The organism is Aquimarina sp. MMG015, from assembly GCF_018100855.1.
Classification (GTDB): Bacteria; Bacteroidota; Bacteroidia; order Flavobacteriales; family Flavobacteriaceae; genus Aquimarina; species Aquimarina latercula.
Genome location: NZ_JAGJEB010000002.1, coordinates 541,673 through 559,300, shown reverse-complemented (window position 1 = coordinate 559,300; position 17,628 = coordinate 541,673). Strand labels below are relative to the sequence as shown.

The 17,628-nt window shown below is 32.7% G+C and carries 13 protein-coding genes; all 13 read left to right on the top strand.

Features of this window, described 5'->3' with window-relative positions; genetic code table 11:
* The first annotated feature begins 6 nt into the window (after positions 1-6).
* Complete coding sequence (locus J8L88_RS05825) at positions 7-1,155, top strand: hypothetical protein (protein ID WP_211060216.1); 1,149 nt, start codon at positions 7-9, stop codon at positions 1,153-1,155.
* A gap of 309 nt (positions 1,156-1,464) precedes the next feature.
* Entirely contained in the window at positions 1,465-1,812 is a 348-nt protein-coding gene (locus tag J8L88_RS05820; RefSeq protein ID WP_027391258.1) for a hypothetical protein, read from the top strand.
* A 165-nt stretch (positions 1,813-1,977) separates the two neighbouring features.
* Entirely contained in the window at positions 1,978-2,718 is a 741-nt protein-coding gene (locus tag J8L88_RS05815) for a hypothetical protein (RefSeq protein ID WP_108804420.1), read from the top strand.
* A 7-nt stretch (positions 2,719-2,725) separates the two neighbouring features.
* Entirely contained in the window at positions 2,726-3,838 is a 1,113-nt protein-coding gene (locus J8L88_RS05810) for a DUF1266 domain-containing protein (protein WP_211060215.1), read from the top strand.
* A gap of 135 nt (positions 3,839-3,973) precedes the next feature.
* Complete coding sequence (locus J8L88_RS05805) at positions 3,974-5,137, top strand: hypothetical protein (protein ID WP_211060214.1); 1,164 nt, start codon at positions 3,974-3,976, stop codon at positions 5,135-5,137.
* A gap of 338 nt (positions 5,138-5,475) precedes the next feature.
* Positions 5,476-5,832 carry a GIY-YIG nuclease family protein gene (locus J8L88_RS05800; RefSeq protein ID WP_211060213.1) on the top strand — a complete coding sequence of 119 codons (357 nt, stop codon included), beginning with the start codon at positions 5,476-5,478 and terminating at the stop codon, positions 5,830-5,832.
* A 362-nt stretch (positions 5,833-6,194) separates the two neighbouring features.
* Complete coding sequence (locus J8L88_RS05795) at positions 6,195-7,568, top strand: hypothetical protein (protein WP_211060212.1); 1,374 nt, start codon at positions 6,195-6,197, stop codon at positions 7,566-7,568.
* Positions 7,569-8,080: 512 nt separating this feature from the next.
* Positions 8,081-9,697, top strand: coding sequence for a type I restriction-modification system subunit M (locus J8L88_RS05790; protein WP_211060211.1), 1,617 nt, complete (start codon positions 8,081-8,083; stop codon positions 9,695-9,697).
* 3 nt (positions 9,698-9,700) lie between these two features.
* The gene (locus J8L88_RS05785; RefSeq protein WP_211060210.1) at positions 9,701-10,951 is read left to right on the top strand and encodes a restriction endonuclease subunit S; all 1,251 of its coding nucleotides are present in this window, start codon (positions 9,701-9,703) and stop codon (positions 10,949-10,951) included.
* Positions 10,952-10,982: 31 nt separating this feature from the next.
* Entirely contained in the window at positions 10,983-13,865 is a 2,883-nt protein-coding gene (locus J8L88_RS05780) for a type I restriction endonuclease subunit R (RefSeq protein ID WP_211060209.1), read from the top strand.
* An 18-nt stretch (positions 13,866-13,883) separates the two neighbouring features.
* Positions 13,884-15,917, top strand: a complete 2,034-nt coding sequence (locus tag J8L88_RS05775) for a hypothetical protein (protein ID WP_211060208.1) — start codon at positions 13,884-13,886, stop codon at positions 15,915-15,917.
* A complete protein-coding gene (locus J8L88_RS05770; RefSeq protein WP_211060207.1) occupies positions 15,914-16,894 on the top strand; it encodes a hypothetical protein in 981 nt (326 codons plus the stop codon). Before J8L88_RS05775 ends, J8L88_RS05770 begins: the two co-directional genes overlap by 4 nt.
* Positions 16,891-17,628: a winged helix-turn-helix domain-containing protein gene (locus J8L88_RS05765; RefSeq protein WP_211060206.1), complete on the top strand. Its 738-nt coding sequence runs from the start codon at positions 16,891-16,893 to the stop codon at positions 17,626-17,628. The genes J8L88_RS05770 and J8L88_RS05765 overlap by 4 nt, the downstream gene beginning before the upstream one ends.

The window sequence follows — 17,628 nt, the reverse complement described above, 5'->3', positions numbered from 1 at the left end:
AATTAAATGAAAAAAACGTTTCTTTCTATAATATTTATTCTATTAATTTCCTGTAATACAACACAAGAAAATAAAGTAACTACCAAGGTAGAAAACGCAGTAGAAAGCATTCCAGAAAAAGTAGAAGCTGCTGTAGAAAGAGCGGAGGAGCCACCTTCGCAAGATATAGAAGAAACTATAGAAGAAGAATCAGAAGCTTTTACGCCTTCACCATTTATAGCCAAAATTTTAGAACAACTTGGAGTTCAACCCATACAAGTGTATGAACAATTTGTTGTACAGAAAGTAATGCCTTATGATGAGACCAGTACTATAGTAGTGATTCCTACAGTAGCTAGCCAAGAGTACGATTGGGACGTTTTTACATTAAACAGTTATATTTTGGTGGTAGATTCGGAGACTGCGGAGATCAAGCAACAATTTTATGAAAAAGAAAGTTGGTATTCTGATGCTATTCGTATCGATGAGATATCCATTGACACAGCCAATTATAAGGTTGCCGATGGAAAGCGAGCTTTTGGAATTACACTTTCTTATATCGGAGCATCTAAACCGAATCCTTATAATTCAATCACCATTTCTCTTTTTATTCAGGAAGAGAGTGTTTTGGTACGCGTATTAGATGCTTTCGAAATAAACTCTTACTGGGGAGAATGGGATATGCGATGTACAGGAGAATTTACGAGTGTAGGTAAGATCCTGATTATGGACAGTAATCAAAACAATGGTTTCTATGATATTAAAGTAAGTGTGGAAACTACAACCATGGAAACTTTTGAGAAAGGAGAAGATGATTGTGAGGAAAAAGAATCTACTCAAAAATCAAAACAATTGCTCCGATATTACGGAAGTTATCAGTTGTATCAAAAAGTATACACATTAGAAACTGAATCTTCTTGTGGATTAGAAATCAAGCTAGAAGGGAATCAATATTATCTAAAAACCAGTAAACGGGAACATAAGGGAATATTCGTAATAAAAGATGGGTATATTACTTTCCAAGGATTATTAGCTGATGACTCAAAAAAAGAAGTACAAGGCAGTTATGATGATGATGAAATCGTAATACAGAATTACGGAAATGCAATGAATCCGTTTACTGTATTTGGAGAATGTGCTGATCAGAAATATCTTCGTTTGGTAAATAAGGAATAATCTTCGTTGCCCTACTTAGGTAAATATAATTTTATCAAATGAAAAATAGGTTAGGTATCCTTATGTTATTGCTGGCAGGTCTAAGCTATCTTCAGAATAGCAATTATACAATATTAGTGTAAGAATTTGGTCTTCAGAATAACATCCAAACGGATAAAGAAAACACATCATATTCGAAAAAAGTCTTTTATTAGTAATAACTTTCGGGGAAATTTGCTAGTGTAAAATGGAAAACAGTGGTTTTCAGGGGTGGTTTTATCTTATAGAATTGTTTCCTTTGATATAAAGAACCTATAATACCCCCAAAGTATGAAAAAATCAAGGCTCAAAGAATATGTAGTACCCTATAAAACTTTAAAAACTCAATTTGTTTCACCTTATAACAAAAAAGAAGTTTTACTAGAAGTACGTATGCATAAAAAGATGATACACAAAGGTTTTGGTGAAAAAACACTAAAACAGCCAATCATTACGTTTCATACTACCACAGATCAGACAGAGATCCCTAAAAGGTATTGGACAGAACAAATGATAAAAGCAGTGGATGCCTACGCTAAAGAATATCCTGTAATTGATATCAGAAAAACACATTCTATAGCTAGTAAGATGATTTCTTCTATTTCTAGAGTATGGTTGGTATTGATTCCTATTCATTGATTTTTTATTCTGTTAATGAGATTACATAAAATCAACAATTAATATTATATTTCTCATGCATTACATAAAACAAAGAAATCTTCCCTAATTAAACGGTGGTTTTCAGGGTTGATTTTGATCTGAATCCGTGGTTATTTTGAGATATACAAACTAACAACGCACATTATGCCTATTCTTACTATCAGTGAGCATTTAGAACATTATCAAACACTCAAGAGCCAATTTATATCCCCATATACTAATATGGAAGTGATGATGGAAGTTCGCTTGCATAAAAAGGTTATAAATACAGGCTTGGTTCAAAACATCCAGAAGAAACCCGTAATTGCTTTTTATACAACTACAGATCGAACCGAGATTTCTAAAAAAAAGTGGACGCAGCAAATGAAAAAAGCAGCTGCGGATTATGCTAAACAATATCCAATTGTCGATGCAGGAAAAACATATTCGACATTTGGTAAAATTATATTCTCTACTGCTATTATTGGAGTCATTGGTGCGTTAGCACTGGTTTTTTACTTATTTATGTTTAGTAATCCACAAGCAAAAATGAATATAGAAGAGTTTGTGTCTTTACCTAATAAAGGAGATAAATACTATGGATTTATTAATCAGACTTTAGATGAAAAGAAGACGCCTTTTTTAGCTCATGGTTGGATTAAAGTAATAGCTGTAAATCCTATAGATAGCACTTGTACGTATGTTACGGGTGAAGAAGTAGGAGCGCTTACCTTTGAAACCTTAGAAGCAGATCATAGTAATTTTTCTAATACACAGATAAAAGGAAAATTTAAAGCAGATAAGCGAGCTCAAAAAATCTCACTTATATCAGCAGACAAGCGTTGGAGATTCGAATCCCAAGTGATCAGTAATAAAACAAAGAATTATAAAATCACAGCAGAGTAAGCAGCTTATGGAAATATTACAAAACACACCATTAAGTCGCATAAATCCACCAAAAAACAATACTTTTTTACAAGCATATCAAAACTTAGAGCAGAATGCCAAAGTTGGGTTATCGATCTTAGGAACCGCAACGTTGTTTTTTATGTTGGTAATAGGAATGGGATTGTACGAAGTTTTTGGTAATCCTTCTAATGGAAATGGGATGCCTTTAAATTCTTTAATAGAACCTCAGTTTCTTGCTATAGTTATTGGTGTAATTATCTCCTTATTTTTTATAGTTTCTTTTCTAAATAAGCAACGAAAATTAGCAATAAAAGAACAGCAAACCTATTATAAGCTTGGGAATGTAGTTCCATTGAATATAGACCAAAAAAAAGCAATTAGACTCAATTTAGTACATATGTTTTATGGCGGAGGTTGGTCAGAAACTTTAGAAGTTTTTCCGTGTAATATTCGGTTAGGAGAACAAAAATTTAAGCCGCAGACGTTTGATATACAGTATGATATCTTATACCAACAATATCTTAATGAAGATTGGGGAGTACTTAATAAAGAACAATATTATGAGATGATAGCTCGCTTATTTGATGGGATGCACTCTAAGTGGTTTGCGCAGGATATTGCTTCGGACTCCGCAAATGATATGATTAATCAAATCTCTGGACTTACCAAAGTGGATGCAATGTATATAGAGAAATGCGGGGTAATCGCTAATGATAAGCCCAAGAAGTTGATTTGGGGGTTTGATTTATTTAGAGTTATACCAATGAGTCGATGGGCATTTATGGCTGGTTATATTACGGAAGACGAAGCTTGGAAAAATATACTAAAAGCATCGGAGCTTATTTATTATCTATTTGATAGTCATGAAGATTATTATGACAATTATCGAGTAGGACATGCTTTTTGGAGTAATAATTTTGAAGCTTGCACGGATCGATTACAGAAATGGACCTATTTTAAAGAAAAATGTGATTGGCCCGCAAATAATTTAGCGTGGACACAACCAGAATCTATAACGTTACCAGAAAATATGAAGACCAATTTCGAAACATATCTTTCGGAGATAAACAATCAACAGAAAACCACTATCGGGTTTCGGAAAGTAGAAAAAGGGTAAGACTTTGAGAGCTTCAATTTTCCGGATGATTATTGATAGTAAGTAAGATTCTAAGCCTTTATATTTTGTCATAACAATTTGCTAGATCCCAAAAAGAAGTAATAAAATGTATGAATTTCAAATCATAAAACAACCATGTCAGATACAAAGAAGAAAGCATATCAGATCTTAGTGATTGTTACGTGCCTTGTTGTGTTATTTGTTAGTTTCATTTTTTTGAAATCTAGATATGATACTAATAAAGCAGCTACAATTATTAAGTTCAAGGCTAAAAAGGATGTGATTCAGGATTTAGACTATCAATATGCAAAACTAAAATATGCAGCAAGAAGTTGGAGTACCTTATATGCTAAAATAACAGCGATACATAATAGAGATACGATAGTCTATCAAAACTATACAGTGGCTGACCTAACAAAGAAGCATCATAATATCATTAGTTTTTGGGATGAATATGAAGATGATGTGTACATAAAATATTATGCTACTAATACCGAATACATTTCTAACATATATCCGGTTAGCGATACCTTAAAACAATTATTTACTACGTACCACCTTCACGAAAAAATATCTCGATATCAGGAATCTTTGAATATGGCATATAGTGGTATTATAAATAATATGAAACCTACGGATAGTATATCTAGATACTTATCTCATAAAAATCCACAATATTCTACATATTTTTATTATTTAGATAAAATAGATCAAGCGTACTACGAATTGTTATTCGAGCAATATCCAAATTCATTACATTATCTAATAGAAGACAACAGCGAATTAGAAAGAGAAGCCGTAAGCAGATTGATATATCGCCAAACGCAGGAGCTAAGTAATTCTTGGTTAAATCATAATAAGACCGTAACAGAAGCGGTTAGTAATCATATCAAAACGCATCTTAATATTTCAAACGATACGGTTAGTATTTATAAAATAAAGAAAAACGATCAAAAATTACTACTGATGGTAAAGACATCACTAGTTTCTCAAAAGGATTCTGAAGCTTCAAAAAAAGCATATCTCAATGCGTTAACGCAAGCAACAGAAGGTATAAAAGATGAATTTGTAAAAGACATTTATGTCTATGTAGAAGTAATAGATCCAGAAACTTTTTTTACAGATATTTGGATAAAAACACCCAAACAAATAGATCTAGCTGTGGATTACCCTACGGTATTACCAAGTATACTTTCAGGTTTTTATAATGTAGATGCGTATAAATATTATATCAAAGGATCTTTTTCTGTATTAGAAGCTTGGTATCCTAAAGTAGATAAATCTAAATCTTCATTATAATTTTGTACTCTAGCTATTCTCGAATCCTTAACTATTTTCGAACCCTGAGGCTCTCGAAGGGTGATTCTAGTTGAACCGGGCTTCGAGACGTATGCTGAGCTTGTCGAAGTACAGCCCTCGAATACAATCGAACCCTGAGCTGTCACACTGAGCCTGTCGAAGTGTAGTCGAAGGGTGATTCTAGTTTAACCGGGTTTCGAGTGCCTCAACCCTCGGGGATGAGAATACTCCCGAACCCTGAGGTTACTCGAAGGGTGAAGTGCCCAAGGGTGAAATCATAGGGTAACAATTGCTTTACTACTGACACATAGTAATATGAATACTTTACTATCATAAGGATGAAAGGATATATGTACATATTAGAATGTAGTGACGGTAGTTACTATACAGGAAGCACAAAAGATTTAGATAGAAGATTGCAGCAACACCAAAATGGAGAAGGAGCTAATCATACAAAAAAACGATTACCGGTTAGGTTATTATACTACGAACAATATGACAGAATCGATACGGCATTCTATCGAGAGAAACAAGTACAAGGATGGAGCAGAGCAAAAAAGGAAGCGTTAATGCGGGGAGATTTGGATACGCTACATGATTTAGCTGAATGCACGAACGGAAGTCATTTTTCTGTTTTCAAAGTACCAGACTTCGACTCCGCTCAGTCCTCGGATAAGAATACCACCGAACCCTGAGCGTAGTCGAAGGGTGACGAATCGGACTTCGAGAGCCTCAGCCCTCGGATTCCGAACCCTGAGGTTCTCGAAGGGTGACGAATCGGGCTTCGAGAGCCTCAACCCTTGGAGTGCGAACCCTGAGGTTCTCGAAGGGTGAGCGGAGCCGAAGGGTGAGATCCTAGAAGTAAATACCCAAACACCCTCAATTGTTGGAAACAACAGTTGGGGGTGTTTTAGTTAACAGAAGAATTGATTCTCCTAAAAACAGGTAGTTGTACCTATGTAAGAATAGAAATTAAAAAAATACCTTTTATTGGGGATATTTCCATTTAAAATAACTATTACATTTGGTACATTAAATAACTAAAACAATGCAAATCATGATGAGGAATTCTATTTTTACATTTTTTATTCTTTTTGTTACTACACATATGCTTTATGGTCAAACTGATGAGTTCTTAGAACTAGCCAATAGAAATCAGATAAATAAGCTACCTAATACTTTTGATGAACTTCAGAAAAAGACCTTTGATTATTACTCAGAAGACATTAAAAATTTGAAAACTGCTCCTAAATATTATAACAATACAGTTTTGAATAAATTTTTTGCTGATAAGATTACCAATTATGCTACTAATACGGGTGACTTATCTTTTAATAATTATTTTATCAATGCTAATACATCGGAAGGTACATTAACATTAGGAAAATCGTTTCGTTTGGATAATATGTTTGCAAAAAAAGAAAAGAGAAAATATATTAAGAGACTAAGGCCCTTGCAAAAACTAGGAAATCTTTTAACACTTTCGATAACATCAGATCTTAAAAATGGTTTTTCTACTCTATATTCTAAAAGAAGCGATATTGAGGAATATAATTTTAATAGTAATATTGGTATAACTATGAAGTATACTAATATAAGAAATGGTAAAATAACTCCGAATGATTCTAAAGACATTAAAGATATAAGGACAGAGCATGTGAAATTAGAGATTGAAAAAGCTATTAAAAAATATGATCGCGAAACATTTGACAAAGAATTAGAATTAGAAAATATAGGTAAATCTGATGATTTATTGGATGAAAAAGAATTTGCTCGTAAGAAGTTTTTGGAATTTTATGAATCCATCCTAGATAAAGAATTGAGCTTGGCAAAAAGTAAAAGCCTTATAAAGCATTCACACGTTTGGTGGTGGAGTATTGGAGGGTTTTTTCCTTTGACCAGAACCAAACTTTTTTACAGTACTGATAATACAACGATTAATACTACCGAATTTTCTAATTGGAGAGGAGATGTAACAGGAAATTATCTATGTGATAATGTTAGCGAAGGATTATTTAAGGAATGGTCTTTTAAATTTACAGGTCAATTTTCCATTTTTAACACCAATTCATTCGTAGAAGATAATATATCTGCTATTTCCTTTCAGAATATAATACAGGATAATGGTTCTACTCAAGTAGAAGGGAATGCTACATCAGTTTTTCCAGCAACTTATGATGATTTTATAGGTCAATCTGTAAAAGGTGAATTAGTTACTCTTTTTTTTAATAATAGTGCCGGTCTAAGTTTTGCCATAGAACAAAAATTTGGAGAGGTAGATAACACAAACTGGAAATTAGGGATTCCTTTCAGCCTAAAGGATAAAGACAAAAAACCAACGGTTAATTTTGAACTACAATGGAGAGAGATAAATAAATCGCATACAATAGGGATAAGCGTTGGATATAATTTTGGTAAATTCGTTCGATAATTGTTTTAAAGCGTTCCTGACTTATAAAATCATTAGGTACAGAGTTCACGCACTTTTCTTATTAACTAAAAATAATTCCGACATTAATATCTAGATCATCGGTTATTTCATTAAGAAACTGTTTAAATTTAATAGGTCATTGATTGTATAGTCTGGAAAATAAAAGTAGTGTATTATTCATGACTACATTTTCAGGTAGAGAATATCGTTGCAAATAATGTATAGAACTCTTAGGTTTTAATTTTGGTTTGTTTAAATCTTTATAACCAAAGATACTAAGGATCTTCTTTATGAAGCTATAGGTTTCTTTTGCGGTTTTAGAAAATTTTTTTGAACTTCTTTATTTGGAATCTAATCCTTTTTAGCCATCAATACAGCATAATGTAACCAAAAGAAGACCCACAAACAGTTTTGGTTTGTGGGTTTTTGGTTTTACAGTAAGGGAAATATTACTATCTTCACCATTAAAGTTACTTACCAATCCCAAATTAGATTATACTGCAAGATTAATTATGTCAGAAGACCAAAAGAAACAACATCTAGAACAGCAACTCTGGAAAATAGCCAATGAGCTTAGAGGAAAGATGGATGCTGATGATTTTAGAGATTATATATTAGGATTTATCTTCTATAAATACCTAAGTCGTAAAATGGAATTGTATGCCAATGAGATTTTACAACCCGATGGATTAGCATATAAAAGTATTGAAACCCATAAAGAAGCAGAGGCCTATCTAGAAGCTATTAAAGCTGAAGCAATTGATGCATTAGGATACTTTCTAAAACCCTCAGAATTGTTTAGCGAACTGGCTAGAAGAGGAAATACTGAAGGAAAAGGTGCTTTTATTTTGGGAGATTTATCCAAAGTGCTTACGAGTATAGAACAGAGCACTATGGGTAGTGAGAGTGAAGAAGATTTTGGGAATCTGTTTGAGGATCTGGATCTAACTAGTAGTAAATTAGGGAAATCTGAAGAAGCCAAAAACGAACTCATTGTAAAAGTATTGACGCACCTTGAAGAAATTAGTTTTGAACTAGAAGATACTCAGAATGATTTGTTAGGAGACGCCTATGAATATCTGATAGGTAAGTTTGCTTCTGGAGCGGGTAAATCAGCAGGGGAATTCTATACCCCACAGCAGGTATCCAAAATATTAGCCAAGTTAGTAGTAGGTGATAAGAAAAAACTAAAAAGCGTGTACGATCCCACTTGTGGATCAGGATCTTTGTTATTACGTGTATCTAGAGTGGTAGAAGAAGTAGGAGGGTTTTATGGGCAAGAGAGTAACCCTACAACCTATAACTTGTGCCGAATGAATATGATTATGCATAATGTGCATTATAAACGATTTGATATCTATAATGAAGATACGTTAACGCACCCATCACCAAAACATATCGATCAAAAGTTTGAAGCGATTGTGGCGAATCCACCCTTTTCTGCCAAGTGGAGTGCCAGTCCTTTGTTTATGAGTGATGATCGTTTTTCATCCTATGGTAAACTAGCGCCAAAGACCAAGGCAGACTTTGCCTTTGTACAGCATATGATTCACCAGTTGGATGATGATGGCACCATGGCCTGTGTATTGCCACACGGGGTGTTATTTAGAGGAGCAACCGAAGGCCATATCCGTAAGTATCTGATAGAAGATCGTAATTATCTGGATGCAGTGATAGGATTACCTGCCAATATATTTTATGGAACCTCGATCCCAACCTGTATTTTGGTATTAAAAAAGAAACGAAAACAAAGTGACAAGGTGTTATTTATAGATAGCAGCCAACATTTTGAAAAAGTAAAAACACAAAACATCTTACGAGAAGAAGATATTGATAAAATCATATCGACATACAAACTGTATACAAGTGGAACACTGAGTCCTTCGACCCAGCTCAGGAAACACGAAGCCGAAGTGGACAAATACAGCTATGTAGCCACTCTTAATGAAATACAAGAAAACGACTATAATCTAAACATCCCACGCTACGTAGATACTTATGAAGAAGAAGAACCTATAGATCTAAAAATGGTATCACAAGAACTACGCCAAGTGGCAGAGGCTCTCGAAGCCACTGATACAGAAATCGCAAGCTATTGTAAAGAACTAGGAATCGAAACTCCTTTTTAATCTATGGAAGTGACTACGTTAGAAAAAAAAACAATGGTATTGATTCCTGAACTTAGGTTCCCAGATTTTGAAATAAATGAAGAATCCAATGACTATATAAAATATAATTTTGATGATCTTTTTTTATTTTCAACGGGAAAAAATATTAAACAAAGACAAGCATCTCCTGATTTTGAAATACCATGTATAAGATATGGAGAATTATATCATATGTACAATGAGGTTATCTACAAAGTTATTAATAGAACCAATTTAGACAAGACGGAACTTATTTTTAGTAATGGTGATGAAATATTACTTCCTTCCGCAGGAGAAGACCCTTTAGATATTGGATCTGCTTCTGCGCTATGTGTAAAAAATATAGCGATTGGAAGAACAATAAATATTTTAAGACCTAAGAAAAAATCAACATATATCCAAACCTATGTTTCGTATTATATTAATCAACAGTTAAAAAGAAAGATTTCTACTTTAGCTAAAGGAGTAAGTATAAGTAATGTATATAATTCGGACTTAAAAAAGTTAGAAATAACACTCCCATCCCTGCCCGAACAACAAAAAATAGCCTCCTTTTTAAGTACGGTAGATACCAAAATCCAACAATTACAACGTAAAAAAGAACTGCTGGAGCAATACAAAAAAGGAGTGATGCAGCAGATTTTCTCCCAGGAGGTACGATTTAAACAGGATGATGGGATTGACTATTCTGATTGGGAACTGAGAAGAGGTAAGGAACTTTTTAAAAATCATTCTAATAAAGACCATAATGGGAATTTACCAATTTTGGCCGCAACTCAAGAATATGGTATGGTGCCCAGGGATTCAATTGGTATTAAAATCTCAACAAGTGAATCAAGTATAAAATCATATAAAATAGTTGAATCTGGTGACTTTGTTATTAGTTTAAGATCCTTTCAAGGAGGGATAGAATATTCCAAGATTGTTGGGATATGTAGTCCAGCGTATATAATATTGAAGCCTAAAATTGAAATTGATAAAGAATTTTTTAGATTTTATTTTAAGAAAGAAGATTTTATTACAAGACTTAGTAAAACGGTTGTGGGTATTCGAGACGGAAAACAAATCACTTATGATGCATTTTCTGGATTAAAGTTTAATGTTCCATCGGTGAATGAACAAAAGAAAATATCGAGTTTTCTTAATAGTTTGGAAACTAGAATTGATCATATAAATGAGTTAATTAGATCCTCTAATCAATTTAAAAAAGGACTCTTACAACAGATGTTTGTATAACTAATACATCATAAAGCCTATAACCAACAATATGACTACCCAATCAGAAGCGATCTTAGAAAAAAACCTAGTCAAACAACTTGCACAACAAGGGTATGAGCAGGTGTTGATCAAAGATGAGGATAGTCTGTTGTCTAACCTAAAAAAACAATTAGAACAGCTAAACAACACCGCCTTCTCCGATAAAGAGTTTGATACGATTCTTAATCACTTGGCAAAAGGTACAATTTTTGAAAAGTCAAAAACCCTACGTAGTCGTTTTCAACTAACCCGTGATGATGGAGAATCCTTATATATTCGTTTTTTCTTTGCAGAGGATAACACCAAAAATCGATACCAGGTATCCAATCAAATCTCTCAAGAAGGCACCTATAAAAATCGTTATGATGTAACCATTCTGATCAATGGGTTTCCTGTTATACAGATAGAACTCAAAAAGAGAGGCATAGAGCTTAAAGAAGCTTTCAAACAGATATGTCGTTATAAACGACAAAGCTTTTGGGTGAATAAGGGACTGTTTCAATATGTACAATTATTTGTGATCAGTAATGGAGGAAATACAAAGTATTATGCCAATAATCCATTGGCAGCCCTAACCTATAAGCAAACCTTTTTCTGGGCGGATGTCAATAATAAAAACATTACAGAATTAGTAGATTTTACAAATTCGTTTTTGGATACTGCACATCTGGGCAAAATGATTGGGCAATACATAGTGCATAATGAAACTTATAAGATATTGATGGCTTTGCGCCCATATCAGTTTTATGCGACTGAGGCAATGATCCATCAGGTACGAACATCCACAGATAATGGCTATATCTGGCATACGACTGGTTCTGGTAAGACCTTGACTTCTTTTAAGGCAAGTCAGATCATTATGGATCTGCCAGAGGTGCACAAAGTGGTGTTTGTAGTAGATCGGAAAGATCTGGATTACCAAACGATGAAGGAGTTTAATAGTTTTAAAAAAGATAGTGTAGATGTCACCAATAATACGCAGTCTTTGGTCGATCAATTTGTAGATCCTAATAGTCCATTGATTTTAACCACCATTCAAAAATTAAACAACGCAATTTCTCCAGGCAGATATCAAAGCAGTATGTCGCACCTACAAGACAAACGAATCGTTTTTATATTTGATGAGTGCCACCGCAGCCAGTTTGGGACTACACATCAAACCATTACAGATTTTTTTGGCAACAGTCAGCTTTTTGGATTTACAGGTACTCCCATCTTTGCAGACAATGCACAAAAAAATGATCTAGGAAAAAGAACAACCAAAGATCTTTTTGATACATGTTTGCATAAATATGTAATCACTGATGCCATACGAGATCAGAATGTACTGAGATTTGGTATAGAATATATCGGTCGCTATAAACAAAAAGGAAATACGCTGATCGATATCGATGTAGAAGATATCGATACACGAGAAGTGCTGGACTCCCCTAAAAGAATAGAGAAGATAGTAGATTATATCATACAATATCATAACACCAAAACTTCAGAAAAGGAATTTTCGGCAATGTTGGCGGTAAGTAGCATTAATACCTTGATTACGTATTATGAGCTCTTTAAAAAGAAGAAAGAAGCAGGAGCGCATAATTTAAGGATCGCTACTATATACAGTTATGGCGCTAATGAAACGGATTTAGAAGCTATAGGAGCCTTACCAGATGAACAACTATCCTATGCTGCAGAACCTTCACCTGTATATAAAACCAGTCATAGTAGAGAAAAATTAGATGAGTTCATTGCAGATTATAACCAGATGTATACGACTAGTTTTTCTACAAAAGATGGTAAACAGTTCGAGAATTACTTTAAGGATATTAGCAAACGTCTCAAAGAACGCGAAAAGGAAAACTTTAAAGACAAAGATCGATTGGATATTGTTATTGTAGTGAATATGATGCTTACCGGTTTTGATGCTAAAAAGGTAAACACCCTCTATGTAGATAAAAATCTACGATATCACGGATTGATACAGGCATACTCTCGTACCAATCGTATTCTAAACGAGAAAAAGTCTCAAGGAAATATCGTTTGTTTTAGGAACCTTAAAGAAGCTACTGATGAAGCTATTTTATTGTTTTCTAATAAAGAAGCCAAAGAAGAAATCATACTACCAGATTATGATAAAATTGTTAATGATTTTAATGATGCTGTCATTGAGTTATTAAAGATCGCACCTACCTACAAAATGGTAGATAATTTGGTTAACGAGGATGACCAATTAGCATTTGTACAGGCTTTTCGTAAACTAATGCGTCTTAAGAATGTATTAGAATCTTTTGTCGAATTCAGTTGGGAAGATCTGGCGATGACAAAGCAAACATTTTACAATTATTTGGGCAAATATTTGGATTTAAGAGATCAGGTACGAGGAGATCACGAAATGCAAAAAACATCCATACTAGAGGATGTAGATTTTGAACTAGAATTAGTGCATCGGGATATTATAAATGTATCTTATATCCTAAAGCTGATTTCTAAACTGAAAGAAGAAAAGGATGCCCAGGCAGCAGCTAAGCAAAAGAAAAATATTATGGATCTCCTTACTGGGGAGATCACACTACGTAGTAAACGCGAACTTATAGAAAAGTTCATTACAGAACAATTACCCCTAATAGACCACATCGATCGTATCGAAGACGAATTCCATAAATTTTGGAATCAAGAAAAAGTACTCGCTTTAGGCAAATTATGCGAAGAAGAAAACCTGGATCAATTACAGTTCCAGGCACTCATCAATGCATATGTCTATAGTGGTCAGGAACCAATACGAGAAGAAGTGTTCAAATGCCTGGATAACAGGCCCAGCGTTCTCAAAGCCCGAGAAATTGGTGAACGCATCATTAACAAAATGAAAAACTACATACAGACCTTTATTGAAGGTATGGTGGGGTAGTTAGTAATTATATAACATATGAGATTAGCGGCGGTATATCTTCCGGAGCATAGGCTTTTTGATGAAGATAAAACTATTAATTTTGGTGGAGAATATTTTTATCATTTTGATAGATTAGCTGATGACGAAAAGGGTTTATTTTTTTCTATTCACCGGAACCAAAATTATAATTTCATTGATGATTTCTTTGGAAAAGATATCTCTATGGTTAGTGCTATCATTGGTTCGAATGGATCTGGGAAAACATCAATTTTATCAGAGTTAAAATCAAATAGTGATATCTTTTGTGTTTATGAAGTAGAAGATAGGATCTTACTTATTAGAAATGAGTTTAGATCAGAAGTAAAATCTGGATGGTATGAATTAAAGTTTGATGATTCTGATAATGTTGTGATAGATATATTTAAGGTTGGTACTACACCCTATGATATACCTAGAGAAGCAGATAAGTTTTTTTATTCGGCGAGAGTTTCTTATTATAATCCACTTGCTTATACTAATTCGTATTTGACTCGACTTAATGTTATTAGAGAAGAGTTTGTTAGCGTTAATGAATTACAAGTGCTTAGGTTAAAAAGGAACTTATATTTTTTGAGTAATGATATATTAATTCAAAAAATAATAAAATTATATCCTGATTTTCCGAGATTTACTAAAGCCGAAGTTTTTTCGTCAGCTCTAAGTGATGACGAGTTTTTGGAAATAGAATTGTTTTTATTGAATGATAAAAGTAAAAAAGAATATTCAAAAGAATATAAAAAAGAGCAACTAGAAGATGCAATTAATAAGGGTTTCCATATACCTAAAATTTATCAACTTTGTCAATATTCCGATAGTTTTATCAAAGGAGTGAAGTATGATATAGCGGAAAAATTGTTCGTTTTAGCGCATATAATGTTATCTATTGAATTAAAAAAAACTTCCAATCATAATATAGATGAGGAAATTTATCAAATAGAAATCAAATCCAATTTTAAAGAAGAAAATTTAATTATTTGGTTAGAAAGATTAAGAGAACTTTTAAAAGAAAAGTTTTTAAATATCTTAAAAAAAACAATTGTCTTTATAGATGAGAGCCTTAATTGGTATAAAATGCTACCAGGTAATTTATCTAAAAATGAGAATACTATAAATGCAGATGATCTTTCTTCCTTAATTGAAAATGATTTTTTTGTATTCCAAAATAAATTTGAAAATGATTTTAAAAACTTAAATTTAAAACTATTGAGGGATATAGATTTTACATTATGTTATTTTAAACCAGCGTATCCTTTATCACAAGGAGAAGAAAGTTTATTAAATTTATTTTCGACCTTTAATAGTAATCATATTTTTGAAGAAAACAGGTTGCAGATAATTTTATTAGATGAAGCAACTGTAGGGTTTCATCCTCAGTGGCAAAAAAAGTTCGTAAAAGCACTGGTTGATGTATTACCGCTAATTTTTGAAAGCAAAATTTCAAGGAAAGGTGGTGACCCTATAGAACAACAACCTATACAAATCATTTTTACTTCACATGATCCTTTGTCACTTTCCGATATACCAAGTTCGAATATAACATATATAAAGAAGGACAAGTCAACTGATAAAACCCTGTTGTATGATATTGGAAAAGAGGATAGACCACAAAAATCCTTCGGAGCAAATATTCATGAACTATTGTCTCATAGCTTTTTCATTGAAGATGGTTTAATAGGTGATTTTGCTAAGGATAAGATTAATGACACAATAAGATGGCTAAACTATGAAAAGCTTTCTAAGGAAATCCTGAATTGGGATAAGGATAGAATTGTTAGTAAAGAAGAAAAAGATGATAAGATAGAAAAGCTAGCATATCTAAGGGAAGAAATTCGTGAGTGGGACGAAAAAAAGCATATTTCACTGATTACAATTATTGATGAACCAATACTCCAAACAAAATTAATTGAAATGTATTCCGAGGTTTTTGGAGAATTTGATTCTGATCAATATAAAGAGAATATAAAAGAACAAATAGAAAAGTTAGCACAAGGAATTGGCTACGAGATTAAATTAAACAAAAAGGAAGAATGATTTTTATAGATGACTCGTTAGCTAATATTAAAGATGCCAAAAAACAACATTGTAACGTTGTTTCTAATTATTTGAAAGTTTATCAAATTAATAAAAAGAATGGTTTTATAATTGACTTTCTTAAATCAAATCTAAATGATTTAGTTACCAGTAAACCAGATAAATTATTCCAGTTAAATAAGAAGCTTTATCAAAATAAAGAAGGACTGAGTTTTGAGACATATAAAAAGTTTTGTTGTCAACAGGAAAGAAAATTATTAAAACAAGTTACAATTGATAAATACAAAGCATTTAATAAAGAAGTTTTAGATATAATTAATTATGAGAATTGGTTCATAACTTCTCAAAAACAATATGATTATCAATTAGCGGAAGGTTTGAATAGAAGAACCTGTACATATTGTAATAGGATATATACGAGTACTATGAAAACCCAAAAGAATAAAAAGCTTATGAGGCCGCAATTTGATCATTGGTATCCTAAGAGTAAATTTCCATTATTGGCATTATCTTTCTATAATCTGATTCCCAGCTGCAGTATTTGTAATAGTTCGGCTAAGAGTGATGTGTTATTCGATCTCGAAACACATTTACACCCTTATGTTGATAAGGATTCTTTAAAACGGTTTAGTTTCAGTTATGAATATTCTAAATCTCTAGACCAATACAATATTAAACTTTATCCAACCAAACAAGATAGTAAAGATAAAAAAGCAGTAAGGACTTTTGATGATTTCAATTTATCAATAATGTACAATGCAAATGTTCCTGAGCTAAAAGATCTAATACAAACTAAAAAGGCATATACGAAAAGTTATATTGATAATATGATGAGTGCTTATCCAGATGCTCATCTTTCCTATAAAGAAACGTATAGATTAGCTTTTGGAACAGAATACAATGAGGAAGACTTTCATAAACGCCCTTTTAGTAAATTCAAAAAAGATATTCTACAACAACTTAAAGTCATCAAATGAACAAATTCAAAATAGCTGCAGTCAAAGTATTGGAAGAGGCAAAGCAACCCTTGCATTATGTTAAGATTACGGAAATGGCATTAGATAAAGGTTGGTTAGAGACAGAAGGTAAAACACCTGCTGCGTCCATGAATGCTCAATTGATTACAGATATTAATAGCAAAGGGGATCAATCTACTTTTATGAAAACTGCTCCGGCTACCTATGATCTCAATCCAAATAGACCTAAAAAATTAACTAAGCCTAAAATAAAGATTAAGAATGATAAAGTCTCTTCAGAAAAGATCGGTAGTGGCTTTATTGGTAAAGCGGGAGAGCATTATGTTACCTCAGAATTATTATTCAGAGGATATAATGCTAGTATTATGAGTGTGGATGTAGGAATGGATATTATTGCTACTAAGAATAATAAGCTCTTTTCTTTACAGGTCAAAACTTCTAATTTGCATAGTACTAATTCTTATGTGTTTGATATGCGAAAAGTATCATTGGCAAGAGATTATGCAGGTAATGTGTTTTATGTATTTGTTATGATTCATCCGGATAGTAACAAATCGGTACTAATTCTTACTGCCAATAAAATAGAGGAGTTAATCCATATGAATGCCATTAAGGATATCAAAACTCATGAAAGATTTAGAGTAGTACTCAAAATAAGAAATGATAATATCTTTATTGGTACATTAGATAACCAAATAGACTATTATTGGAATAATTGGGATATTATTAAATAA